Origin of the sequence: Chitinophaga sp. Cy-1792 (genome assembly GCF_011752935.1) — a bacterium.
In the GTDB taxonomy this organism is placed as follows: Bacteria; Bacteroidota; Bacteroidia; order Chitinophagales; family Chitinophagaceae; genus Chitinophaga.
This window is the reverse complement of the sequence record NZ_VWWO01000003.1, coordinates 675,068-699,939: the sequence shown is the minus strand read 5'-3', so window position 1 is coordinate 699,939 and position 24,872 is coordinate 675,068. Positions and strand designations below refer to the sequence as shown.

The following is a 24,872-nucleotide window of genomic DNA, read 5'->3' as shown; positions in this document are numbered from 1 at the left end:
CCTTGACAATCTTGATAAAAAAAGCGGCCCCTACAGAGTAGAGACCGCCTTTTTCGTATGTTGAAAACTGTTATTATTTCTCGTAACTCAGCTCACAATAGAACTTCGATTCGTCGCTACCTAATGCCTGCTGCGCGCTGTCGCTCAGTTTCACGATCAGGCCCGCATTGGATTTCATCTGTGGGATAACATCCAGTACTTTGGCGTAGATGGCTTTACCGTTAAGTGGATTGGTTACTTTGATGATAGTACCACGTGGTGCAGTGTTGTGCAGTGCATAGTATTTACCGACAGCATTGCTCTTAAACCAGGTACCAGGGCCTTTTTCGCCGGTAGTTTTTTTACCGTTGCTGGTTTGCTGGTTGTATACTTCTTCAAAACTTTCGCCGGTAGCTACTGCTGCTCTGACAGGAGCTGGTGCAGGAGCGGCTGTTACCGGTGCTTCTGCTACCTGTTCTGAAGCCTGTTCCTGTACCGGGCGGGGCTCTGCTTCTTTTTTAGCAGCTTCCTTTTTAGGAGCAGGTAATGGTGGCGGTGTATTGGCAGCTACTGTTTCTTCAGCTGGCTGTGCTGGTGCTTCTTTCTCTTTTCTAGGTGCCGGAACAGGAGCGCCTGCATTAGCGCCAGCTTTCAGGTATCCGATGATGATGTAGCTGTCTTTTTTCAGTCCGTCACCGCTGAAATTATTCCATTGACGGATGTTATCCAGTGGTACTTTGTTGAAGTTAACACTTACACGGTACAACGTTTCTTTTTCAGAAACCTTGTGATATACCGGGGTACCGGCAGCATCGGATTTCTGAGAGAAGTTGCCCGCAGTCAGCGGAATATGTACGTTATGTCCCAGTTGCAGGCCCTGGTCCATATTTATTTTGTTTGCAGCTGCAATTTCTTTTGGAGGCACGCCATAAGCACGACTCAGGCTGTAGAAGTTTTCTCCTTTTTTCACCACATGGCTAACATACAGATCAGGACTTGCACCCATGGCCTGTAAAGTATCCTGGGCTTTCAAAGCACCCGCACTTAAACCAAACAAGGCAATTGATAGAATCGATTTTAACATACTAACTCTGTTTATACTTTTTCGGGCATTTAAATTAATCTTAATTCTTCACAATTATCCTGATAAAAAACGAAAAAATCACGTTCCGTAGTATGGGTTATAATCCGGATATTTCTTTCAGGATGCGGAGTTCTTTCGGATAGTAATTATTTATCCTGTTAGGCAGGATTTTCGCCCATCCCAGGTTCATATCTTCGTAACGCATCAATGCCCAACCTTTCACGTCCGGACGAACTCCCGGATCTTCTTTACGCAGATATAACAAAGCTTCTGACAGGCTCAGATTAACAGCAGGTATGTTGGCAGATACCACTGTGCCGGCAGCCAGCTGATGATCAGGGATCAATTCTTTCGGTCCGAGCTGACCAGCTTTTATGCCTGCCTTGCGAATATACAACTGTTGCTGTAACAATGCTATATCTCCCGCTAAAATTGGTGGTAAAATCAACACATCATCCTGGTGTAACAGGTATTCATATTTTTCGGGAGATGATATCCAGGGAGATAATTTTACTTTTTCCTTTGCAGAGAGGAATGTGTTTTTCTGCTCCTTAAACCTCCGCGCCTGCTCTGTGCTTCTCTTTCTGAAGCAGGCAATAAAAAATCCTTCTCCTTTCAGCTGATCAGGATAAAAACGATAACCTGTGCAATTTCGTTTAGCCGACACAGCTGTAACAATGTGCCAGTCGCTGTTTAGCATCAGGGGAACATTTTCCAGCTCGAAATGATCTGACAGCCAGTCCAGAATATCTTCATCTTCTGCCCTGGAAAAAGAACAGGTAGAATAAATTACGACACCACCTTCTTTTAATGACGGCAAGGCATCCGCCAGAATACGCTGTTGGCGCTGGCTACAGAGGGCCACATTTTCAGGGGACCATTCCGTGACCAGTTCGGGGTCACGACGAAACAAGCCGGAACCGGAGCAGGGCGCATCAATCATCATCACATCAAAATATCCCGGCAGCTTTGCAAAATCACGTGGATCGTTGTTTGTTACCACTACGTTTGCACTTCCCCACTTGGTAATATTATCAGCCAGCAGCGCCGCCCTGGGCTTAATCACTTCATTGGCCACCAGTAAGCTATCTTCACTGATCAGCGATTGCAACAGCGTGGATTTCCCTCCCGGAGCAGCGCACAAATCCAATACACGCAAGGATTTCGTCAGGTCTGTCGTTTGTCGCAATGCCTGCTCTACGAACATGGAAGATGCTTCCTGCACGTAATAGGCGCCTGCATGAAAAAATGGGTCCATCGTAAACGAAGGACGCTGTGGCAGGTAATAACCCGTGCTACTCCAGGGTACATTGGTGGTACCGCTGGCAGATAATGCATGCAGCACCTGTGCCTGCTTTTCAGGGGTGATTAATTTCTGCGTATTTAGACGTAAAGAAGTGATTTTCTCCGCAGCGGCATGCACACGCAGGAAAGACTCCCGGTCAAAGCCGGGAAGTCCTTCCAATGAGTTTATAAGTTCGATGGGTAATGATGACAATTTGCTGTTTTTCGCAAAAGTAACTAAACATTTGCGTTACAGGTTCAGTCAGACCTGCTTTATTTCGCCTGTAAGCTGTTGCAATACCTGTTTGGCGTCTCCGAAAAGCATAGCTGTTTTGGGTTGAAAGAAAAGATCATTTTCTATACCTGCGTAGCCGGGTTTCATACTACGCTTATTAACGATCACTGTTTTGGCGAATTCCACTTCCAGCACAGGCATGCCGTATATCGGACTGCCAGGATCTGTTTTGGCGGCAGGGTTCACCACGTCGTTGGCGCCCAGCACCAGCACGGCATCTGTAGTTGGTAGTTCTGCATTGGCATCTTCCATTTCCAGCAGTTTATCATAGGAAACATCTGCTTCTGCGAGCAATACGTTCATGTGTCCGGGCATACGGCCGGCCACAGGATGTATGGCGTATTTTACTTCTACGCCTTTATCTTCCAGCAACTTCTCCAGTTCATGACAAACATGTTGTGCCTGTGCTACCGCTAGTCCATAACCCGGTACTATCATCACCTTATTGGCGTATGCCAGTACCACGGCAGCATCGGAAAGCGAAATCTCTTTGTATTGTCCCTGTTCCTTAGTGCCACTGCTACCCGTTTTAGCGCCGCCAAAAGAGCCTATCAGTACATTTTTCAGGCTGCGGTTCATGGCTTTACACATCAGGATAGTCAGTATAGTACCGGCAGAACCCACGAGGATACCACCGGTGAGCATTACCGGGTTATCGTACAGGAAGCCGCCGCAGGCAGCCGCCACGCCGGTAAAGGAGTTGAGCAGGGAAATTACCACTGGCATATCAGCACCACCTATCGGCAGTACAAACAATACGCCATATACCAACGCCAGTAGCAGTATGGCATAGAACATCATGTTCATTTTCGTTGCCGAAGCATTTTCGTGTGCCCATAGTGGCAGCGTGTTGTTGACATCTAACACCAGGATCACCGCCAGTATGAAGATCACGCCCAGCACAACCATGTTTACGATATGCTGGCCGGAAAATGCGAAATCTTTAATGCGCCCGTTCAGTTTACCCCAGGCGATAACGCTGCCGGCAAAGGAAACAGTGCCAATGATGAGTCCCAGCAGGATAACGAGCAACGTTCCCCTGTAATCCACGTGGAAGAGGGATTGCAGCAGATCGCGCTGCTCCATGAAGTCTTTACCGCTGGTACCCAGCAGGTCGCTGATATTACTGGCTGCATTGGCTGCAATCTCCTGTATGGCTTTATGTGGCGATACCAGGTGATTGAATTCTACCAGGGAAATAAGGGCGGCGCAGGCGCCTCCCATGCCGTTGAACATGCTCACCATTTCAGGCATGGAGGTCATCTTCACTTTCTTTGCGGCCATTACGCCGATGACGCTACCGATGGCCAGTGCGGCGAATATCCAGCCGAAATTATGCAGGGGTTCGCCTTCTGATTTATAGAGAAAGATCGTTCCGACAATGGCCAGTGTCATACCAAAAGCTGCTACCAGATTACCTTTGCGGGCGGTATCCGGCTTACTCAACATCTTCAACCCTAATATGAACGTAACAGAGCCGATGAGATAAATGATTGATAAAATGCCAGGCATATGGTCAGGGTTTTATTTTTTCTCCTTCTTGTTTTTAAACATCTCCAGCATACGGTCTGTCACCACAAAACCACCTACCACATTGACCGTACCCAGGATTACTGCCAGGAAGCCGAGTATCAGGGCAAGGTAGTTTCCAGGCTCAGCCTTTCCCATCACGATGATGGCGCCGATGATTACCACACCATGAATGGCATTGGCGCCACTCATCAACGGGGTATGTAATACGGAAGGCACCCTGGAAATGACTTCTATCCCCAGAAAAATGGACAATATCACAACATATATCATCTGAATATGCTGCTGAATAAATGAGATTACCTGTACCATGGCTGATATGTTTAGAGCTGTGCTGAATGATTTAAATCCTGAGATATCAGGCTGGCTGCAGGAGGGCTTTCACACGCTGGCTGATCACTTCGCCCTGATGGGTGATACAGGCACCTGCCACGATATCATCTGCGAAGTTGAGGTCCAGGTTTCCTTCTTTTGTCAGTATAAGTTTCAGGAAGTTAAACAGGTTCTTTGCGTATAGTTTGCTGGCATCTGCCGGCATGGTTGCTGCCAGGTTGGAATCGCCGATAATGGTGATTCCTTTATAGACAATGGTAGCTTCGTTTTGGGTGACGGCAGTATTGCCACCTGTAGCTGCTGCCATATCCACGATCACACCGCCGGCACGCATATTATCGAGCATATCTGTTGTTACCAGCACCGGCGCTTTTTTTCCCGGGATCTGGGCCGTGGTGATGATGATATCTGCTTTAGCGATACTTTCTTTAATGCGTTGCTGCTGCTTTTGCTGGTATTCGGCGGTCTGCTCTACGGCATAACCACCCGCTGCAGATGCATCTGCGGCCCCGTCTACCTCTATAAATCTGGCGCCCAGGCTCATCACTTCTTCCTTCACAGCCGGGCGGGTATCAAATACTTCTACCACAGCTCCCAGTCTGCGTGCGGTGGCAATAGCCTGTAATCCGGCCACGCCTGCACCTAATATCAGCACCTTCGCGGGGGCGATACTGCCGGCGGCAGTCATGAACATGGGGAAATAACGGCTATAGCTATACGCAGCCAGCAATACGGCCTTATAACCGGCAATATTGGCCTGAGAGCTGAGTACGTCCATGCTTTGTGCGCGGGTAGTGCGTGGGATGGCATCCAGGCTGAAAGTGGTGATCTGCCGCGATGCCCATTGCTCAGTGGCGGAGAGGTTGTTCAGGGGTTGTAACATTCCTATGAGTACCTTTCCCGGCGGGATTTGCGTCAGCGCGTCTTCCTGCGGGGGATGCAGGGTACAGATAATGTCTGCCTGTTCGAGAATAGCGGCTGCAGAAGTAACGTGTGCGCCAGCCTGGAGGTAAAGATCATCTTCATAGAAGGCGCCTGCCCCGGCTCCCTGTTCCACCCACACGGTTACCGATAGCTGCTGCAATTGTTTCACTGTTTCCGGAACTAATGAAACACGGGTTTCCCGGTTTTTTTCCTTTAGAATTCCTAGAATCATCTGGTGGAAATTTATAATGGAATTTAAAGAAAAAAAGGTATAAACCAGCGAAAAATTCTATGTTTAATTTTTAGCGATGGTGTCAGCCAGTTCTGACGCGTATTTTATCAATGCCGGAACGGCCACTCCATGCAGGTAATTACCGGCAATATGGATACCCGGATGCGTTTTTTCAAAACCGGTCACGGCTGCACGAAGTTTTTCATGACCTACGTTTAGCTGTGGAATTGCCTTTGGCCATACTTCAAAATGCTGCATCACAGGGGCTGCGCTGATGCCCAGCAACTCTCCCAGCTCCTTCAGTATCTTCTGTTGCAGCACAGCATGATCATATTGCTGCAGGTAATGTTGCTGCCTGGCTCCGCCCGTAAAGATGGTAAACAACACCTTTCCTTCAGGTGCTTTGGTAGGGAAAATAGCGGTGTTGTTAATCACACCAAGGAAATGCAGCTGCTCGGCATGTGGCACCAGGAAACCAAATCCGTTTACCGGGTTTGCAATGGCACTGGCATCATATCCTACATGCAACACACCCATTTCCGGATATTCTACCTGCTGTAAAAGCTTTGCCACAGCGGCATCCAGCTTACTGATCACGACGCCGGTGCTATACGCCGGACTGGTGAATATCACCTGGCTGGCATGTAACTGACCAGCGATGCCGTTTTCGATGTAAGACACCGTGTATCCATCTGTGGCAGATTGTACGGCATTGACGGCCGCATTGAAGCGTACCGGTGTATGTAGTTTTTGTTGAAGTGTATTCGTTAAGGTGGCATTACCACCTTTGAGGCTGATGATCTTACGGCCGCCCATGGCGCCTTTTTCTTTCATCACTCCTTTGGTGATACTGCCATATTCCCTTTCCCAGCGGGGCAGCATAGGCAGCACCTCTGCAATGCTTAGTCTGTCGGGATCTCCGGCATAGATACCAGATAATATCGGTTCAAAGACATACGCCGCTATTTCGCTGCTGAAGCGGCGGGTAACGAAGGCGGTAACGGTTTCTTCTCCCGCTGGTGGCGTGGATTTACGGAAACGTTCGGTAAACAGCTTCCATTTGGAGGCCCCGCCAATAAATTTAGAACCGATAATTTTAAAAGGATGTGGTGAAACGGCGTGCAGTTGCCTGTTGCGAACGAGGAACCTGTTCTTTCCTGCCGCTGAAGCGATCAGGATATCGTTGCCTAGTCCCAGTTGCTGTAAATATTCCATCATTTCCGGCGATGCCGCAATAGAATTGGGGCCCGCGTCCAGCTCAAATCCGTTGACATGTAAGGATTTTACTGTTCCGCCGCCATGATTGCCTGCTTCCAGCACTACATAAGGAATGTTTCGCTGTTGCAGTTCATAGGCAATACTTAAACCGGAAATACCGGCTCCAACTATAATTACGGGTTGCTGTGGCATGAGGATAATCTTTATAAAACTAATCTGCTATAATCTGGGAACAATACTTCACAATAGCCTTTACCCATAACGGATGTACGTTCAGACAAGGAATCATGGTGAAGCTGTCGCCTCCGCTGCTGATAAAACTATGCTTACCCTCAACTGCAATCTCTTCAAGGGTTTCCAGGCAGTCGGATACGAAAGCCGGACAAACAACCAGCAACTTCTTCTTTCCTTCCTGTGGCAGCTGCTCGAAACGTGCTGCTGTATAAGGCTGTATCCATTCTTCCTTACCCAGGCGCGACTGGAAGGAAATGCCCCACTTATCTTTAGGTAAGCCGAGTTTCTCTGCCACCAGTTCAGCGGTAATCGTAACCTGGTGACGATAACAGAACTCATGTGCAGGCGATTTCACATGACAGCAGTCATTCACCTGTAAGCAATGTTTGCCTGTAATATCTCCCTTTTTGATATGCCTTACCGGCACGCCATGGTAGCTGAAAAGCACATAATCATAGTCATTTTCATGCTGCAGGTAAGGACGCATGCTTTCTGCGATGGCATTGATATAATCCGGCTCATCATAGAAAGGAGGAATAACAGAGAGTTTGAATTTATATTTTTTCTTACGGTAGATTTCTTTCGCGTATTCTGCTGCTGTTTCGTAAGATGACATGGCATAATGCGGATACAGCGGGAGCAATATCACCTCTTTCAGGTTAGGATTATCCTGTAATAACTTATCGTAGGCAGCTTCGGGAGTGGGGTTGCCATATCTCATGGCTATCTCCACAGGTACTTCCATATCATGCTGTACCGCCTTTTGAAGTTGTTTTGTCAACACGATAAGCGGAGAACCTTCCTCCCACCAGATAGACTGATAAGCCTCTGCCGATTTAGGCGCGCGGCGGGGAACAATCACACCTCCTACCAGGAGTTTACGCATCAACCATGAATAATCGATCACACGTTTATCCATGAGGAACTCCATCAGATATCGCTTTACATCAGGTACGGATGTAGAATCCGGCGAGCCCAGGTTCATCAGTACAATTCCAACTTCAGATTTATTAACCATGCTTTCTTTAAAATTGCAGCAAATTTAGTTTGTTTATCGGACATTGACTCAGCTCGAGGCCATAGAAGATAGTAAAGCAGGAATAGAAATTATTGATGGGAGATGATTGTGTCATCTGTTTGTAATGAATAAATCGCAAAAGTTAAATTTCAGGGAGATGGGAGTGGCTGTATCGTGCTTCTCGACCGGCTTTGAGAGAAACCTGATAAAAATCATTTTTTCATCGTATTGATTACCAGTGCCAGAAATGACACACTAATGACAGCCTGACGCAGTTGTTTGCAGCGTATGCCAGTATTTTTGCACCCGGAAGCTTATACAAAAACATGCAGGTCAGTCATTCAAAAGATATAGCGAATTTTCATATCGTTGGCATCAACTATAAGAAAACGGACGCTGCTATCAGGGGATTATACGCCATCAACCCGGCCCAATACCAACAACTCCTGGAGCATGCCAGGACTGTGCAATTAGACGATCTCTTTGTACTCTCCACTTGTAACAGAACAGAAATTTACGGATTTGCTGCCAGCCCGGGGCAATTCATCGATCTGCTGTGCGCACAAACGAACGGCGATCGTGATCAATTACTCGAAATGGCTTACACCAAATCCGGTGAAGAGGCTATCAGGCATTTATACCAGGTAGGTACCGGATTAGACAGCCAGATTCTGGGCGACTACGAAATCGTAGGCCAGATCCGTACCGCTGCCAGATTCGCCAAAACAGAAGGCTCTCTCGGTGGTTTTCTGGAAAGACTTGTAAACAGTGTTTTACAGGTATCTAAACTGATTAAAACAGAAACAGGCCTCAGCAAAGGCACCGTATCCGTGGCTTTCGCCACCATACGCCTGCTGGAACGCCAGGTTCCTGACATCAAAGATAAAAAGATCGTATTGCTGGGTGTCGGCAAAATAGGCCGTAACACCACCAAAAATATGATCGAATACCTCGGCGTAAAAGAGATCACACTCATCAACCGTACCTTACTGGTAGCCCAGGAATTAGCAGGACAGCTGGGATTGAAGTATGCACCATATGAAAATATGTTGCCTGAGATCCAGTCTGCCGATGTGATTCTCGTTGCCTCCAACGCGCCACACCCAACGGTAATGGCCGATCATCTCCGGGATGCATCACCGAAAGTAGTAATAGACCTTTCTATTCCTTTCAACGTAGATCCTGCTGTTGCAGCACTCGAACACGTGTCGCTGATCAACGTGGATGAACTCTCCAAAGTACAGGACGAAACGCTGCAAAACAGGCTGGGAGAAGTTCCTAAAGCTGTCGCTATGATCGATGAGCACATGGAAGAATTCCTCTACTGGTACAAAATGCGTAAACACGCCGTAGTACTGAAAGCAGTAAAAGATAAACTGCACGAAATTCACATGCGTGAAATTCAACAGCAGAAAAATGGTGCTGCCTATAACCTGGAAGATATTGAACAGGTATCAGGCCGTATCATCCAAAAAATGATAAACCTCATGGCAGGCAAAGTACGCAAGGAAACAGATAAAAGTGACCAGTACATTGCCATGATCAATGATATTTTCGAGACAGGAGTTAACCAGGAATAACCACATGGACAAAGTTATCAGGATAGGTACAAGAGAAAGTCAGCTGGCACTATGGCAGGCGCATCAGGTGAATGATTTGTTGACCGCACAGGGATACAAAACAGAACTGGTGCCCATCAAAAGTGAAGGCGATATTGACCTGGTTACACCCCTGTACGAAATAGGCGTACAAGGTATTTTTACCAAAAGCCTCGACATTGCATTACTTAGCGGCCGTATAGACATTGCGGTACACTCCTACAAAGATGTACCTACGCAACTGCCTTCCGGTATCGTGAATGCAGCCATCCTCCAACGCGGCCCGGTAAAAGATCTGCTGGTATATAAAACCAATACGGATTTCTTACAACAGCCGGGCTACATCGCCAACATCGCTACCAGCAGTGTTCGCAGAAAAGCACAATGGCTCCGCAAATTCCCGCAACATCAGCTGCACAACCTCAGGGGCAACGTGAATACACGCCTCCAGAAACTCGCCGCTGAAAACTGGGATGGCGCCATCTTCGCCGCAGCAGGACTGGAACGCATCAACGTCCGCCCGGAAACTTCCGTGGAACTGGACTGGATGCTGCCGGCACCCGCACAAGGTGCAGTAGTAGCCGTATGCCGCGAGGATGACCAGTTCTGCCTCGATGCATGCAAACCGTTTAACCACGCTCCTACAGCGCTGGCAACACAAATAGAAAGAGAATTTCTTCGTACACTCATGGGTGGTTGTACAACCCCTATCAGTGCCTACGCATATATTCAGGATAACACCGTTTTCTTCGAGGGCCAAATCTGCAATCTCGATGGAACCAAATTCCTCAGCACCTCCCGCCAGGCAAACATCGAAAATGCTGCCGGCATCGGTAAAGAAGCCGCAGAAGAGATACTGGCCAAAGGCGGCGCTGAAATTGTAGCAGAGATAAGAAATGTCAAATGATCATTACCGCATATTATGTACCAGACCAATCACTGCCAGTCTCATAGAGACAGCAGCCAGTCATGGTATTGATATACAGGTAAAAGAGTTCATACAGATCGTTCCCGTGTATCTGCCCGAACTGAGCGGCACTGCCAATATCCGCAAGGTATTCGACAATAATATTCCGATGGTATTTACCAGCCAGCATGCAGTGAATATCCTGAAGGAATTATTAGGTACAGAAAATATCAGCAATGATATCTGCTGTATTTCCGGAACAACAAAACAAACGGCAGCATTACAGTTTCCGGCATCTGCCATCATTGCCCAGGCACCTTATGGCGCCGACCTGGCAAAAGAAATAATACAACTGGGAAGTATACACGCTGTCAACTTCTTTTGTGGAAATATCCACCGTAAAGAATTACCTACAGCACTTGCCAACGCTGGCATTCAGGTGAATGAATTCGTGATCTATGAAAATAACCCGCTACCTGAAAAAATAGACGGCCACTACGATGGCATCTTCTTTTTCAGTCCCAGCGCGGTTAACAGTTACTTCTCCGCTAACAGAATTGCCCCTGATACCGTATGCTTCGCCATCGGTACCACCACCGCAACTGCGCTGGAACAGGTTACAAACAATAAAATTATTATCAGTACCGATGTTGATGCAAACAGCATGGTACAAGCTACAATATCATATTTTAACAACAATAATTGCTAAGAATGAGCGCATTGAAGAATGACTTACTGCTGAAAGCCCTGAAAGGTGAAACCGTTTCCCGCACACCCGTTTGGATGATGCGTCAGGCTGGACGTTACCTCCCGGACTATATCAAACTGCGTGATAAATATTCCTTTTTCGAACGCTGCGAAAATCCGGAACTGGCAACTGAAATCACCGTGATGCCTGTAGACCAGGTAGGCGTTGATGCAGCAATCATCTTCTCTGATATCCTCGTAGTTCCACAAGCCATGGGTATGGAAGTGCAGCTGGTAGAAAAAGTTGGTCCGCTGTTACCTCAGCCGATCAAAACTGCTGCTGATCTCTCCCGCCTCTGCGTACCAGATGTAAACGAAAGATTACACTACGTAATGGATGCGCTCAAACTGACCAAACAAACCCTCGCCGGCCGCGTTCCGTTAATCGGTTTTGCAGGTGCCCCATGGACACTCCTTTGCTACATGGTGCAGGGTAAAGGTTCCAAAACCTTTGATGAGGCAAAAGCTTTCTGCTACCAGCAACCAGCTGTTGCTCATCAGTTATTGCAGATGATCACCGATACTTCCATCGCCTACCTGAAAGCACAGGTTGCTGCAGGTGCCGACCTGGTACAGGTGTTCGACTCATGGGGCGGATTACTCAGCCCTGCTGATTTTGAAGTATTCTCTTTACAATATATCCGTCAGATAGTAGCAGCATTGAAAGATGTTTGTCCTACCATCGTATTTGCCAAAGGTGCATGGTTTGCACTGGAAGACATGGCTGCAACCGGCGCCCATGGCCTCGGTATCGACTGGGCTATCAAACCTGAAATGGCACGCCAGTTTGCAGGCAGCAACATAACCCTTCAGGGTAACTTCGATCCGGCTAAACTGCTGGCACCGATCCCTGAAATTGAAAAAGCGGTAAAAGAAATGCTGAAAGGCTTTGGCAGACAGCGTTACATCGCTAACCTCGGTCACGGTATCTTACCGAATGTACCGGTAGATCATGCGAAAGCATTTGTTGAAACTGTTAAAGCACACGGCTAGTCATGAGCATCAAAGATAATTTCATAGCGTTTATACATCAGCTGCAGGACGATATCTGCCTGGCCTTCGAAACGATCGATGGCAAAGCGAAATTCCGCGAAGACCACTGGGAACGCCCTGGTGGTGGCGGTGGTAAGTCGCGCGTAATCGCTGATGGAAACGTATTTGAAAAAGGTGGCGTCAGCACTTCTATCGTGCATGGCGTATTACCGGAAGCCATGGCCCAGCAGTTTGGTGTTACCAACAGCAACTTCATGGCCTGCGGTATCTCGCTTGTCATCCACCCAATCAATCCTTTTGTACCTACCGTACATGCCAACTTCCGTTATTTCGAACTGTATGATCAGGACGGAAACCTGAAAGACAGCTGGTTTGGCGGTGGTGCAGACCTCACTCCCTACTATCTCGAAGAGCAGGACGGTACTCATTTCCACAAAACTTTCAAAGAGGCCTGTGATCCTTTCGGCGCAGAACTCTACCCGAAATATAAAAAGCATTGCGATGAATATTTCATCAATAAACATCGCGAAAATGAAGCACGTGGTATAGGTGGTATCTTCTACGATTACCTGCGTCCAGATGCAGAAAAATCAGCAGAAGACCTGTTCCGCTTCAGTAAAGCAAATGGTGAGGCATTCCTGAAAGCTTATCTGCCAATTGTAGAGAAAACAAAAGATATTCCTTACACAGAAGCGCATAGAAGCTGGCAGGCGTATAGACGTGGACGTTATGTTGAGTTCAACCTCATTCATGACCGCGGTACACTGTTCGGACTGAAAACGAACGGCCGTACAGAATCTATACTCATGAGCCTTCCGCCGGTAGCCCGCTGGGAATATGATTTCCACCCGGAACCCGGAAGCCCGGAAGCCGCACTGGTAGAATATCTTAAACCAAGAGACTGGATTAAATAACGTTGGAAAATTTTAAAATATTTATAAGATGATCCGTAGAAACAGAATTTTGAGAACATCTCCTGCCATCCGTGCAATGGTGGCGGAAACAATTTTAACACCGAGCGACTTTATCGCGCCGTTATTTGTTACCGAAGGAGAGAATGTGAAGGAAGAGATTAGCTCTATGCCAGGTTATTTCCGCTATTCCACCGACTTAACGGTACGCGAAGCGAAAGAACTCTGGAGCATGGGCATCAAGAGTGTATTGCTGTTTGTAAAAGCACCGGACAACGTTAAAGATAACAAGGGTACTGAAGCTGTAAACCCGAATGGTTTGATGCAACGTGCCATCCGCGCCATCAAAAATGCGATACCTGAAATGGTTGTCATGACAGATGTTGCGCTGGACCCATATTCTTCCTACGGCCATGATGGTATCGTAGAAGGTACAGAAATAGTTAATGATGCTACCGTTGAGGTGCTGGCCCGCATGAGTCTCAGCCACGCTCAGGCCGGCGCCGACTTCGTAGCACCAAGTGATATGATGGACGGCCGCATCCTCGCGATACGTAATATCCTCGAAGCAAACGGTTTCGACAAAACAGGTATCATGGCGTATAGCGCCAAATATGCATCCTGCTTCTATGGTCCTTTCCGTGATGCCCTGGATTCAGCTCCTGGCTTTGGTGATAAAAAAACCTACCAGATGGATTACGCCAACTCCCGTGAAGCTATCAGGGAAACATTAATGGACATCGAGGAAGGCGCAGATATTGTAATGGTTAAACCTGCCATGGCTTACATGGATATCATCCGTATCATTAAAGACCGTACTACCGTTCCGGTTAGTGCTTATCATGTGAGCGGTGAATATGCCATGATCAAGGCTGCAGCTGAAAGAGGATGGCTCAATGAAGAAAAAGCCATCATTGAAAGCTTAACCAGTCTGAAACGTGCAGGTGCCGATCTGATCGCTACCTACTTTGCAAAAGATGCAGTTAAACTACTGCAACATTAATTTAATGAGCTGGCAGTAAGATTTTAAGTAACTTGCATTCTAATCGCGTTTCATCTCAATTTAATTTTTAAATTCAATCACCACATGTACAATAAAAGTGAAAATCTGTTTGAACAGGCGAAGAAAGTCATCCCTGGTGGCGTGAACTCTCCTGTACGGGCTTTCAAAAGCGTAGGTGGTACGCCGATCTTTATGGAACGCGCACAGGGCGCCTATATGTACGATGCAGACGGTAATAAATATATCGACTATATCAACTCATGGGGCCCGATGATCCTTGGTCATGCATACGAACCTGTTGTAAAAGCTATTCAGGAAGCCGCCACCCGCTCTACCAGCTTTGGCGCGCCTACAGCACTGGAAACCCAGATCGCTGAACTGATAGTTGGTATGGTTCCTAACATTGACATGATCCGTATGGTGAATTCCGGTACAGAAGCATGTATGACGGCTATACGTCTGGCAAGAGGCTATACCGGTAAAAATAAATTTATCAAATTCGTAGGTTGCTACCATGGTCATGCAGATGCATTCCTGGTAAGCGCAGGTAGCGGTGTAGCCACGTTAGGCATCCAGTCTATTCCTGGTGTAACCACCACGGTAGCACAGGATACCCTCACAGCGCCTTACAACAACCTGCCTGCTGTTCAGCAGCTGATTGCCGAAAATCCAGATGAAATCGCCGCAATCATTGTAGAACCAGTTGCCGGCAACATGGGCTGTATTCTGCCTCAGCCAGGCTTCCTGGAAGGCTTACGTCAGCTCTGCGATGCAAATAATATTCTCCTGATATTTGATGAGGTAATGACAGGCTTCCGCCTGGCTCGCGGTGGTGCACAGGAATTACTGGGCATCCGTGCAGATCTCGTTACCTTCGGTAAAATCATCGGTGGCGGTATGCCGGTAGGTGCTGTTGCAGGCCCGAAAGCAATCATGGAAAACCTGGCCCCTGCCGGAAAGGTTTACCAGGCCGGTACTTTGAGCGGCAACCCGATCGCCATGATCGCTGGTTATACCCTCCTCAAAACACTGAACGATAATCCGGTCATCTATACACAACTGCAGGAAAAAGCTGACTACCTCGTGAAAGGTCTTCGTGAAGCCTTTGGCGGTGCAGGTGTAGTTCACCATATCAACACCATGGGTTCTATGCTTAGCGCACACTTCACTGAATATCCCATCATCGATTTCGAATCTGCTTCCGCAGCCAACAACGAATTATTCAAAAGATTCTTCCATGCCATGCTGGAACGCGGCGTTTACCTGCCTCCTTCTGCGTTTGAGAGCTGGTTTATGTCTAACGCATTAACCACCGAAGATCTCGACGCTACCATCGATGCAGCAAAATCCGCGATGCAGGCAATCAAATAGTTAACAATTCAATCCTTGTGCTGAGTGGTAAACCGTTTCATACACCGTATGAAGCGGTTTTTTGTTTTCAGACCTATACTATATTCAGCCAAACTGACATTTTCTTCACCTCCCGCCCTTGCTAATGTATTTTTCCTTATTTTGTCTGCAATGAATTCCACCGCATGCTGACTGTAAATCTATATACAGATAATGAACTGCTGACTTTACTCAAAAGCGACAGCAATACTGCGTTCGTGGAAATCTATAACCGCTACTGGGCAGAGCTCTATACCGCCGCTTTCCGCCGTATCAAATCAAAGGAAATCGCAGAAGAAATCATCCAGGACCTCTTTACCAACCTCTGGATAAACAGACTGGTACTCGATATCAAGCTCTCGCTGAAAGCTTATCTTCATACTGCCATCCGTAATGCGGTACTGAACCAGCTCGAAAAAAATGAAGTGCGTGAACGCTGGAAAGCTTACCTGAAGGCACTCTCCACAGACAGCGACGATTCACTACAGGCTATCATCAACTCCAACGACCTGTCTGCCCTGGTAGATAAGGAAATTGAAAAACTCCCGCTAAAGTGCAGGGAAGTCTACCAACTCAGTCGCAAAGAGCATCTACCTAATAAAGAAATAGCAGCAAAACTGCAGATTTCCGAAAAAACCGTGGAAAGTCATCTGACGAAAGCCTTGAAAACATTGAAGATTCAGCTGCGTGACAACCTCCAGTCACTTCTTTTTTAATTTTTTTTCCGCTTCACTCAGGGATGCCTCTTTTTCACCTGTCTATATTAACAGGACAATTACGTTATGAAAAAATATGAGCTTCCACCACGGGAACTGATACAACGATTTCTTACTGATACCTGTACCGACACAGAAAGGGCGGAAATACTACAGTGGTATGCCGCCTGGGAAGATGAGGAAGATCCACTGCTGTCGCTGGCCGACGGCGAACGATCCGCTTTGCAGCAACGTATGCTGTCGCAGATAGAAACCAGAACAGCACACAATACTATTGTTGCTCCGGCCCGCCGCCACTTCAGATGGCTGTATTACACAGCCGGCACGGCTGCCGCCAGCATACTGCTATTCCTGGGAATTCATCAGTACAACCGTAGTCACCAACCCGCGCCAATCGTAGAAGTGCACCAGATTCTGCAAAACAGCTCTGCTGCCATCCATCCCTATAAACTGGACGATGGCTCCATTGTATGGCTGAAACCCGGCGCCACATTGATTGCGCCCGTTGGCTTTGCAGAAAACAACCGTAGCCTGCGCCTCACCGGCGAAGCCTTCTTCGATGTAGCCGCCAATCCTAAACTGCCGTTCCGGGTGAGCACCGCCCACCTGACAACAGAAGTATTAGGTACCTCCTTCAGCATGAAAGAGGAAGCCGGAAAAGCCGAAGTAACGGTATTCTCCGGAAAAGTAGCCGTCAAAAAGATTGAAACAGCCGCGGTGGCCACCACCGTACTGCCACATCAGAAAGTCAGCATACCGGCAGCAAACCAGCCACTCGCTTTATCTACGATCAATGCAAATACACCAGAGATCTGGGAAAGATGTGAATTGGATTTCAACAACGCAACCATAGGACAAATCAGCCAGGCACTTAACAAACGCTTTCAGGTACATATCACCATCAAAGACAGCACCATTGCGCATTACACGTTAAAAGCAGACTTCTCGGGCATGCACCTGCCCGCAATTCTTGAACTGATGCACAAAGCGCTAAATATCAACTATTCAATTAAAGGAGAAGAAATAATACTACATCAACCAATACAGTAACAGCAAACACATAATGGAAAAAAAATGCTTAGAGGTGGTACCAGCACCCCTAAGCATAACAGAACTTACCTGTAAAACAGGTAAAGGGATCCATTTATGTCCCATTAATCGAGAAATGAAACAGTTAAATCTATGAAATTTCATTTACAATTTCTTTCAAGGCTACCCTTCGTTATGAAAGTAACATTGAGTCAACTCTGCCTGGTAATCCTCTTTACCGGCGTTACTTATGCCAACAGCACCAAAGGCCAGACGGTCCTGGAAAAAACGGTGACTGTAAATACCGGTGCCGGGAACCTGGGCAATCTGCTCAGTACCCTGGAAAAAACTGTTCCGGTAAAATTTGTCTACAGCCGTGATATCGTTCCGGTTGATAAAGCGGTCAATATCCCCAACAGGGAATGGACTTTGTCTACACTACTCAATACCGTACTCAATCCGGAAGGAATCAGCTATGAGCTCTCCAACGGCATGATCGTGCTCTCTCCCATGAAAAACGAACTAACGGAAGCCCCCGTACGTAGTTTTCCGGTAAAGGGTAGAGTGACTGACACTAATGGCAGCCCACTCCCTGGTGTAGCCGTTATGCTGAAAGGCACTACCAAAGGTGCTATCACCGATGCCAACGGAGAATACCACTTTGAAGTGGCAGATGCCAACGGGATCATCGTATTTAAGCTCATGGGATATAATTCACTGGATGTGCAGGTAGCTGCTGCCAGTGGCAATATCACCCTCTCTCCAAATACTACCAATATCAACGAAGTAGTGGTGGTGGGTTATGGTACGCAGAAAAAAGCCAGTGTTACCGGCGCCATCGCCAGTGTCAATACCAAAGAGCTGCTGCAAACACCTTCCAGTAACCTGACCAACTCCCTCGTAGGCCGTATGCCCGGACTCATCGCCACCAATGCCAGCGGCAAGCCAGGCAGCGGTTCCAGCATATCTATCCGCGGTAAAAGTACTTTCGGTAATAACGATGCGCTTATCGTGGTAGATGGTGTGGTACGCCCCTTCGATCAGCTGGACCCTAACGAGGTGGAAACAGTTACCATCCTGAAAGATGCCGCTGCTGCTGCCGTTTATGGTGCACGCGCTGCCAACGGGGTTATCCTGGTAACCACCCGCCGCGGACATACCGGCAAACCTCGTTTCAATTATTCTGGTTATGAAGGTGTGCAGATGCCTACCAGGTACCCTAAGCTGATGTCGGCATATGAATACGGCCTCACCAACAACGCTGCCCGTATCAACGCCGGACAAGATCCCAATAACCCGCAATATGCGCCACAGTTCTATACAGACGCACAATTGCAGGATTTCAAAAGTGGTAAGGTAGGAACAGACTGGTATGCTGCCTCTTTCAAAAAGAACTCCCTGCAATCACAACATAACCTCACGGTGGATGGTGGTTCTGAAAATATCAAATACTTCTTCTCTGCCGGATACCTTGACCAGCAAGGGATGTACGATAATATTTCGTATAAACGCTATAGCTTCCGTTCTAACGTAGACGCACGTATCAACAAACGTTTTTCTATCAGTGTAGATGTAGATGGAAGAGTAGGTAAGAATAGCAGCCCTGAATTTACAGATGTGACCATCTTCAGTCACGTAATCCGCGAGAAGCCTGTGTTTAACGCGTATAACCCTGACGGCTCTCCGAAAAATACGACCGGCGAACACCCGATCGAAGAGATTAACAGCAAAGGATATATGCGTAATGAACTGGCTACCTTCTTCGGTACCCTCAGCTTCAAACATGAACTGGACATGATCACCAAAGGCCTCAATGTTACGGGTAGAGTGAATTACAACCGCAACACCAACGTTAAAAAGGAATTTGATGTACCATATACCATGTATGATCTTGACGCGAATGGTAATGTTATCCTGACAAAAACTGTAGGTAAAAACCTGACCAAAACAGAGTTGTCGCAAGGCCTGGAGCAAAACGGCGGTACTACCGTAAACCTGGCACTGAACTATTCCCGCGATTTTAACAAGCACCACATAGGCGGTTTATTATTGTACGAACAATACACCAGCCGCGCCGACAGCTTCTCTGCCTACAGAACGAACTTCCCTACCAACCTGGTAGATGAACTCTCTGCCGGTGGCGCCGTAGATAAAACAAATGATGGTACTGCTGCTGAAACCGGCCGCCTGAGCTACGTTGGTAGAATCAACTACGACTACAACATGAAATACATTGCGGAAGTTTCTTTCCGTTATGATGGCTCCGAAAACTTCCCTCCTGGCAAACGCTTTGGCTTCTTCCCGGCTGCATCACTGGGCTGGAGAATTTCAGAAGAAAACTTCTTTAAAAATGCCAGCTCACTTAATTTCATCGATAACCTGAAAATCCGTGGCTCTTATGGTTTGCTGGGTAACGACCGTATCGGCGCTTTCCAGTATAACCAGTACTATAGCTTCGACAAACCGGCAGTATTCGACGGAAAGGTAGACCAGTCCGTTGTTTATGGCGTATATCCTAACCCTAATGTTACCTGGGAAAAAGCGAAAACAACAGACGTAGGTATTGAGGCTTCTTTGTTCAAAGGTAAATTAGGTATCGAGGCGGATTACTTCTACAAACGTACTTCCGATATCCTTCGTCCGCGTACATTGTCTATCCCGGGCACTTTCGGCCGTACACTGCCGGATGAAAACTATGCCGTAGTTGACAATACCGGATTTGAAATTTCTGTAAGCCACAACGGCAACATCGGCCAGTTCAATTACTTCGTGAAAGCAAACGGTAGCTACGCGCACAATACAGTGATCGTACTGGATGAAGCAGACAACACGCCTTTCTACCTGAAACGTAAAGGGAAACCAATTGACTATGTAACCGGACTCGTATCTGATGGCCTGTTCCAGTCTAATAAAGATGTTTACAGCAACCCGGTTCAGTTCACGAAAAACGTTGCAAAAGCAGGCGATATCAAATATAAAGACCTGAACGGCGACGGTATCATCGATGATTATGACAACACTGTTTTATCATATAACGGCACCACACCGAAAGTAATACTGGGCTTATATCTCAGCGGAAACTGGAAAAACATAGACCTCGGCATCCTCTTCCAGGGCGCCTTTATGAGCAACATCATGTTACAGCAAACCGGCAGAAACATGTTCGATAACGGTGGTAATTCCAACAGCTTCGCTTACCTCCTCGACTACTGGACGCCTGATAATCCAAATGCAAAATACCCAAGAGCTTACCTGGACCGCAACTCCAACAACGACAGAGATTCTGATTTCTGGTTGAAAAAAACAGGATATGTACGTCTGAAATCTTTCGAATTAGGCTACACCTTCCCTAAAAACCTGATCAGAAATATCGAACGTTTACGCGTATACGCTTCCGGTCTCAACGTATTTACCATCGATCAGTTCAAACTCTTCGATCCTGAATCCGTTGCCGGCAAAGGAGCTTATTATCCGCAACAGAAAAGCTTTAACCTGGGTGTAAACTTAACCTTCTAATGCTATCGTCCATGAAGTCTAACATATATATCGCATCAATACTACTCCTGCTCTTTGCATCTTCCTGTACAAGAGTATTAGAGAAAAACAGTCTTAACCAGGTAGATTCAGATGCTATCTGGAAAGATGAAAATCTTACCCGTCTCTTCCTGAATAATATCTACGCCAACAGACCGGGTTTTGACAATGGTAACCCGCCTATCCAGGATAACATCTGTGATGAAACCCGCATCGGTGCCAGCACAGGTAACCCTTTCAATATCCTGGCAGGCGCCTGGACGTCTTCCTCCAACTATTTCGATTATTGGGCTTACGCAGATGTTCGCAAGGCAAATGAATTCATCCAGGGCATTACTACTAAATCTACCATCAAGGAATCACTGAAAAAGCAATATCTCGGCGAAGCCAAATTCCTCCGCGCCATCACCTATTTCGATATGGTGAAAAGATACGGCGGTGTTCCTATCATCACTGAGCCGCAAGACATCAACGATGATCTGCTGGTAAAAAGAAATACCATCGATGAATGTTACCAGTTCATCGTAAAGGAATGCGATGAAGCAGCTGCTATCCTGCCAGACAAAGGCCAGACGCAGACAGGCAGAGCTACCCGTGGCGCCGCCCTGGCACTTAAATCAAGAGCATTGTTATTCTACGCCAGCCAGCTGTACAACACTACCAACGATAAAACCCGCTGGGAAAACGCAGCACAGGCTGCCAAAGCAGTGATGGACCTCAAGCAGTACTCCCTCTACGGTGATGTTCGTCGTATCATGCTGGATAAAAGCAATAGCGAAGTAATCTTTGAAGTGCAATACAGCAAGCCTGACAAAGAGCATGGATGGGATGCACAGGCAAAACCATTATCACTCGCCAATGGTATCGGTCCTAAACGTTGTCCACTCCAGGAGCTGGTAGATGCCTTCCCGATGGCGAATGGCTATGGTATATCACAGGCACAGAGCGGCTACGATCCAAATAATCCATATGTTGGCCGCGATAAACGCTTCTATGCCGCTATCGTGTACAATGGCTCCGATTACTGCGGCAGAACGCAATACACGCACGTAGATGACCCGGATGGTATCGGTAAATCCTTCTGCACTACTACTGGTTACTATCAGCGTAAAGGCGTCGATGAAACCAATAAAGGCTATAGTTCAGGTAAAGGAAGCGACCAGAACTGGATCGAAATCCGTTACGCCGAAATCCTCCTTAACTATGCAGAAGCCCGCAACGAGGCCACCGGCCCTGATGGCACCGTTCTAGATGCACTGAATACCCTCCGCACACGCGCTGGTATCACCAATCAGCTGACTACAGACATCACACAGGATTCTATGCGTAATCTCATCAGAAATGAGCGTTATGTAGAACTGTGCATAGAAATGAAAAGGTACTGGGACCTGAGAAGATGGAAAATCGCAGATAATGCCAACGTGCTGAATGGCAGAAGATACACCGGCATGAAGATCACCAAAGTGGGTAACGGCTGGAAATATGAGCGCGTAGTGGTAGATCCTAAACCTTCTGTATTCCTCCCTTATATGTACTACATGCCGATTCCTTTTTCTGAAATGATCAAAAACAGTAATCTCAAACAAAACGATAACTGGTAAGTAGTTTCATCTACTCAATCATCTACCTAAAAGATAAAATATGTATAAATATATTATAGCAGCCTTTCTTTTCATCAGCGCCTATGCTTGCTCAAAGGCTGACCTGCAGCCTATCGGCGCCAAAAGTGACCAGGCCCTGGTACAGGATATCGTCGTATCAGATACCACACAAAATGACGTCTCTGCCAGTAAATCTGTACCTAAAATCGTGACCGATCCGGTTACGAACGTAGAAAAACTGGCCAGTCCAAACGATCCGTTGCAGATCATTGTAACACTCAAACCTGGTACAGACATTAAAAATCTTAATGTGAGATTTGTGATGTCGTCACAATCCAAATATGCTAAGGTCTCACCAGTACTCGGACATATGGGCGATTATACGAATGGGGGAACATATACCGTAACATCCCAGAGCGGGAAAAACGTAAACGTATATACATTGGTCATAAAAGGCTCATAACCACAAATACATTTATATAAAATGAACGGCATCTCAATTAGTTGAGATGCCGTTTTTCTTGCTTGCATTTACCGTTCACCAATTTACAGCAAGGAAATTCTCATTAATCTGTTATTTTTGCAAGATGTTGAAGTTGCGCTATATCATTTGTACTGTCATCCTGCTGTCGCTACAGCTGGGTACTGCCGTACATGCAAAGGCGTTTTCTTTAAAGCATCCCCTCACCGTCTGGCAAAAATTACAAGCAATTGAAGCCAGTGAAGATTTTGTGGAGGATGTGGCAGAGCAGCTTCAGATTACCGTGGACAACGACGATGAAGATATTCCGGACCGTGTTCACGATGAAGTCAAACGTCGCAAGACTAAATATTATCTTTCTGCTACTAACCAGCAGTACAGTATTGCCAATCGTGTCACCTACCTCGACACGGATACCACGGAATACAGCATTAATCTCGCCGATATCAAATCAGGCAGTTTCCTGCTGGGAAAACCGCTCAAGCCGGCATACTATTCTTTCCTTTTCAGGTTCACTCCCTTCTGATTACAGCATTTTCATTAACCCATTTCTCTATTATCCTCATCAACAAAGACTGTGTTACAAAACGCAGGCCTTTGCTGTTTTGCTCCTTATGCTGCTTTGCGTGCAAAAAATTGCGCCGAAGGTGCCTCTCTGCGCGCTTTGCGAGCAAAATCATTTGCTGTATGCCTCAACGAGGCCAAATACTTATTGCTATGCGTCAATATACAGGGATTTATACATCGCTGATCGCCCTTTTCATGGCCGGTTGTGCCACCAAAGCTGAAAAGAAACAAGACCTCAAATCATTACCTGTAGCCAGGATCATTGCAAAAGACACTGTGTTGCACCGTGCTTATGTGGCCGATATACAGGCAGTTCAAAACGTAGAAATCCGTGCCCGCGTAAATGGGTTTTTAGATAAAATTTATGTAGATGAAGGACAGGAAGTGAAGAAAGGACAGCTGCTATTCGGCATCAACGATGCCGAATACCGCGCCGAACTATCCAGGGCGAAAGCTGTCCTCAGCAGCTTAACAGCGGAGTCTAAATCTGCCGCACTGGAACTGGAAAGAGTAAAATTACTGACGGACAAAAAAGTAATTGCCGCTTCTGAACTGGAAGTAGCCAAAGCTAAACTGGCCGCTGCACAGGCAAAAATTGAAGAGGCCAATTCCGCTGTATCCAATGCAGAGATGCGCCTCTCCTTTACCAGTATCCGCGCGCCTTTCGATGGTATCATCGACAGGCTGCCACTGAAAAAAGGTAGCCTGATATCCGAAGGTACACTCCTCACCACCGTGTCGGATACACGTGAGGTGTACGCCTACTTCAACGTCTCTGAAACTGAATATTTAAAATATAAAAAATCGACAGACAAAGGAGACAACTCCTACAACGAAGTACAACTGGTACTGGCCGACGGTTCGGATTATAACCACATCGGAAAGATAGAAACCATGGAAAGTGAATTCGAGGAAAATACCGGCTCCATTGCCTTCCGCGCTACTTTCCCCAACCCTTCCAAACTGCTGAAACATGGTGCTAGCGGTAAAGTAAAACTCACCTCCGAAATGGACAGCGCGGTCATCATCCCGCAGAAAGCTGTCTTTGAAATGCAGGATAAAAACTACGTCTTCGTGGTAGACCAGGGCGGAACAGTAAAGATGAAAAACTTCGTTCCGCAAACCAGGTTTGCACACTTCTACATCGTGGAATCCGGCCTTCAGCCCGGCGAACAGATCGTATGTGAAGGCGTACGCAATATCCGTGATGGTATGCAGATCGCACCAAGATCTGTAGCCATGGACAGCTTACTGAGTTTATAAAC

The 24,872-nt window shown here is 46.9% G+C and carries 21 protein-coding genes; 14 read left to right on the top strand and 7 right to left on the bottom strand.

Going from position 1 to position 24,872, the window contains the following annotated elements; genetic code table 11:
- Positions 1–73: 73 nt before the first annotated feature.
- The 7 genes from F3J22_RS28210 to hemH all read right to left on the bottom strand — a co-directional run bounded on the left by F3J22_RS28210 (position 74) and on the right by hemH (position 8,131).
- Entirely contained in the window at positions 74–1,063 is a 990-nt protein-coding gene (locus tag F3J22_RS28210; RefSeq protein ID WP_167021321.1) for a LysM peptidoglycan-binding domain-containing protein, read from the bottom strand.
- Positions 1,064–1,160: 97 nt separating this feature from the next.
- Complete coding sequence (locus tag F3J22_RS28205) at positions 1,161–2,561, bottom strand: RNA methyltransferase (protein WP_167021320.1); 1,401 nt, start codon at positions 2,559–2,561, stop codon at positions 1,161–1,163.
- A 48-nt stretch (positions 2,562–2,609) separates the two neighbouring features.
- Positions 2,610–4,154 (bottom strand): NAD(P)(+) transhydrogenase (Re/Si-specific) subunit beta, encoded by a 1,545-nt coding sequence (locus F3J22_RS28200; protein ID WP_167021319.1) that lies wholly within the window; start codon positions 4,152–4,154, stop codon positions 2,610–2,612.
- 12 nt (positions 4,155–4,166) lie between these two features.
- Complete coding sequence (locus F3J22_RS28195) at positions 4,167–4,484, bottom strand: NAD(P) transhydrogenase subunit alpha (RefSeq protein ID WP_167021318.1); 318 nt, start codon at positions 4,482–4,484, stop codon at positions 4,167–4,169.
- 46 nt (positions 4,485–4,530) lie between these two features.
- Complete coding sequence (locus F3J22_RS28190; protein ID WP_167021317.1) at positions 4,531–5,661, bottom strand: Re/Si-specific NAD(P)(+) transhydrogenase subunit alpha; 1,131 nt, start codon at positions 5,659–5,661, stop codon at positions 4,531–4,533.
- Positions 5,662–5,724: 63 nt separating this feature from the next.
- Positions 5,725–7,071, bottom strand: a complete 1,347-nt coding sequence (gene hemG / locus F3J22_RS28185) for a protoporphyrinogen oxidase (protein WP_167021316.1) — start codon at positions 7,069–7,071, stop codon at positions 5,725–5,727.
- Between the two features lie 19 nt (positions 7,072–7,090).
- Positions 7,091–8,131, bottom strand: a complete 1,041-nt coding sequence (hemH, locus tag F3J22_RS28180; RefSeq protein ID WP_167021315.1) for a ferrochelatase — start codon at positions 8,129–8,131, stop codon at positions 7,091–7,093.
- 326 nt (positions 8,132–8,457) lie between these two features.
- Here hemH and hemA point away from each other — a divergent pair, with 326 nt between their 5' ends.
- The 14 genes from hemA to F3J22_RS28110 all read left to right on the top strand — a co-directional run bounded on the left by hemA (position 8,458) and on the right by F3J22_RS28110 (position 24,870).
- Entirely contained in the window at positions 8,458–9,711 is a 1,254-nt protein-coding gene (gene hemA / locus F3J22_RS28175; protein WP_167021314.1) for a glutamyl-tRNA reductase, read from the top strand.
- 4 nt (positions 9,712–9,715) lie between these two features.
- Positions 9,716–10,636: a hydroxymethylbilane synthase gene (hemC, locus tag F3J22_RS28170; protein ID WP_167021313.1), complete on the top strand. Its 921-nt coding sequence runs from the start codon at positions 9,716–9,718 to the stop codon at positions 10,634–10,636.
- On the top strand, positions 10,626–11,345 hold the full coding sequence (locus tag F3J22_RS28165) for a uroporphyrinogen-III synthase (RefSeq protein ID WP_167021312.1): 720 nt from the start codon (positions 10,626–10,628) through the stop codon (positions 11,343–11,345). Before hemC ends, F3J22_RS28165 begins: the two co-directional genes overlap by 11 nt.
- A 2-nt stretch (positions 11,346–11,347) precedes the next feature.
- The gene (hemE, locus tag F3J22_RS28160; RefSeq protein WP_167021311.1) at positions 11,348–12,376 is read left to right on the top strand and encodes a uroporphyrinogen decarboxylase; all 1,029 of its coding nucleotides are present in this window, start codon (positions 11,348–11,350) and stop codon (positions 12,374–12,376) included.
- Positions 12,377–12,378: 2 nt separating this feature from the next.
- Positions 12,379–13,290, top strand: coding sequence for an oxygen-dependent coproporphyrinogen oxidase (gene hemF, locus F3J22_RS28155; protein ID WP_167021310.1), 912 nt, complete (start codon positions 12,379–12,381; stop codon positions 13,288–13,290).
- A 28-nt stretch (positions 13,291–13,318) separates the two neighbouring features.
- Positions 13,319–14,290, top strand: coding sequence for a porphobilinogen synthase (gene hemB, locus F3J22_RS28150; protein ID WP_205195755.1), 972 nt, complete (start codon positions 13,319–13,321; stop codon positions 14,288–14,290).
- Between the two features lie 84 nt (positions 14,291–14,374).
- Positions 14,375–15,661 (top strand): glutamate-1-semialdehyde 2,1-aminomutase, encoded by a 1,287-nt coding sequence (hemL, locus tag F3J22_RS28145; RefSeq protein ID WP_167021309.1) that lies wholly within the window; start codon positions 14,375–14,377, stop codon positions 15,659–15,661.
- Positions 15,662–15,825: 164 nt separating this feature from the next.
- Positions 15,826–16,395, top strand: a complete 570-nt coding sequence (locus F3J22_RS28140) for an RNA polymerase sigma-70 factor (protein WP_167021308.1) — start codon at positions 15,826–15,828, stop codon at positions 16,393–16,395.
- Positions 16,396–16,461: 66 nt separating this feature from the next.
- The gene (locus tag F3J22_RS28135) at positions 16,462–17,445 is read left to right on the top strand and encodes a FecR family protein (RefSeq protein WP_167021307.1); all 984 of its coding nucleotides are present in this window, start codon (positions 16,462–16,464) and stop codon (positions 17,443–17,445) included.
- A 174-nt stretch (positions 17,446–17,619) separates the two neighbouring features.
- On the top strand, positions 17,620–20,940 hold the full coding sequence (locus F3J22_RS28130; RefSeq protein ID WP_167021306.1) for a TonB-dependent receptor: 3,321 nt from the start codon (positions 17,620–17,622) through the stop codon (positions 20,938–20,940).
- 11 nt (positions 20,941–20,951) lie between these two features.
- Positions 20,952–22,559, top strand: a complete 1,608-nt coding sequence (locus tag F3J22_RS28125) for a RagB/SusD family nutrient uptake outer membrane protein (RefSeq protein ID WP_167021305.1) — start codon at positions 20,952–20,954, stop codon at positions 22,557–22,559.
- A gap of 40 nt (positions 22,560–22,599) precedes the next feature.
- A complete protein-coding gene (locus tag F3J22_RS28120; RefSeq protein WP_167021304.1) occupies positions 22,600–23,022 on the top strand; it encodes a hypothetical protein in 423 nt (140 codons plus the stop codon).
- A 124-nt stretch (positions 23,023–23,146) separates the two neighbouring features.
- A complete protein-coding gene (locus tag F3J22_RS28115; RefSeq protein WP_167021303.1) occupies positions 23,147–23,566 on the top strand; it encodes a hypothetical protein in 420 nt (139 codons plus the stop codon).
- A gap of 191 nt (positions 23,567–23,757) precedes the next feature.
- Complete coding sequence (locus F3J22_RS28110) at positions 23,758–24,870, top strand: efflux RND transporter periplasmic adaptor subunit (RefSeq protein WP_167021302.1); 1,113 nt, start codon at positions 23,758–23,760, stop codon at positions 24,868–24,870.
- Positions 24,871–24,872: the final 2 nt, after the last annotated feature.

Excerpts from the sequence above, each read along its gene's own strand:
- F3J22_RS28210 (WP_167021321.1), bottom strand. The coding sequence starts at position 1,063 with ATGTTAAAATCGATTCTATCAATTGCCTTGTTTGGTTTAAGTGCGGGT.
- F3J22_RS28140 (WP_167021308.1), top strand. The coding sequence starts at position 15,826 with ATGCTGACTGTAAATCTATATACAGATAATGAACTGCTGACTTTACTC.
- F3J22_RS28110 (WP_167021302.1), top strand. The coding sequence starts at position 23,758 with ATGCGTCAATATACAGGGATTTATACATCGCTGATCGCCCTTTTCATG.
- F3J22_RS28190 (WP_167021317.1), bottom strand. The coding sequence starts at position 5,661 with ATGATTCTAGGAATTCTAAAGGAAAAAAACCGGGAAACCCGTGTTTCA.
- hemL (WP_167021309.1), top strand. The coding sequence starts at position 14,375 with ATGTACAATAAAAGTGAAAATCTGTTTGAACAGGCGAAGAAAGTCATC.
- hemA (WP_167021314.1), top strand. The coding sequence starts at position 8,458 with ATGCAGGTCAGTCATTCAAAAGATATAGCGAATTTTCATATCGTTGGC.
- F3J22_RS28200 (WP_167021319.1), bottom strand. The coding sequence starts at position 4,154 with ATGCCTGGCATTTTATCAATCATTTATCTCATCGGCTCTGTTACGTTC.
- hemB (WP_205195755.1), top strand. The coding sequence starts at position 13,319 with ATGATCCGTAGAAACAGAATTTTGAGAACATCTCCTGCCATCCGTGCA.
- F3J22_RS28135 (WP_167021307.1), top strand. The coding sequence starts at position 16,462 with ATGAAAAAATATGAGCTTCCACCACGGGAACTGATACAACGATTTCTT.
- F3J22_RS28195 (WP_167021318.1), bottom strand. The coding sequence starts at position 4,484 with ATGGTACAGGTAATCTCATTTATTCAGCAGCATATTCAGATGATATAT.
- F3J22_RS28115 (WP_167021303.1), top strand. The coding sequence starts at position 23,147 with ATGTTGAAGTTGCGCTATATCATTTGTACTGTCATCCTGCTGTCGCTA.
- hemH (WP_167021315.1), bottom strand. The coding sequence starts at position 8,131 with ATGGTTAATAAATCTGAAGTTGGAATTGTACTGATGAACCTGGGCTCG.
- F3J22_RS28120 (WP_167021304.1), top strand. The coding sequence starts at position 22,600 with ATGTATAAATATATTATAGCAGCCTTTCTTTTCATCAGCGCCTATGCT.
- hemG (WP_167021316.1), bottom strand. The coding sequence starts at position 7,071 with ATGCCACAGCAACCCGTAATTATAGTTGGAGCCGGTATTTCCGGTTTA.
- hemE (WP_167021311.1), top strand. The coding sequence starts at position 11,348 with ATGAGCGCATTGAAGAATGACTTACTGCTGAAAGCCCTGAAAGGTGAA.
- hemF (WP_167021310.1), top strand. The coding sequence starts at position 12,379 with ATGAGCATCAAAGATAATTTCATAGCGTTTATACATCAGCTGCAGGAC.
- hemC (WP_167021313.1), top strand. The coding sequence starts at position 9,716 with ATGGACAAAGTTATCAGGATAGGTACAAGAGAAAGTCAGCTGGCACTA.
- F3J22_RS28130 (WP_167021306.1), top strand. The coding sequence starts at position 17,620 with ATGAAAGTAACATTGAGTCAACTCTGCCTGGTAATCCTCTTTACCGGC.
- F3J22_RS28165 (WP_167021312.1), top strand. The coding sequence starts at position 10,626 with ATGTCAAATGATCATTACCGCATATTATGTACCAGACCAATCACTGCC.
- F3J22_RS28125 (WP_167021305.1), top strand. The coding sequence starts at position 20,952 with ATGAAGTCTAACATATATATCGCATCAATACTACTCCTGCTCTTTGCA.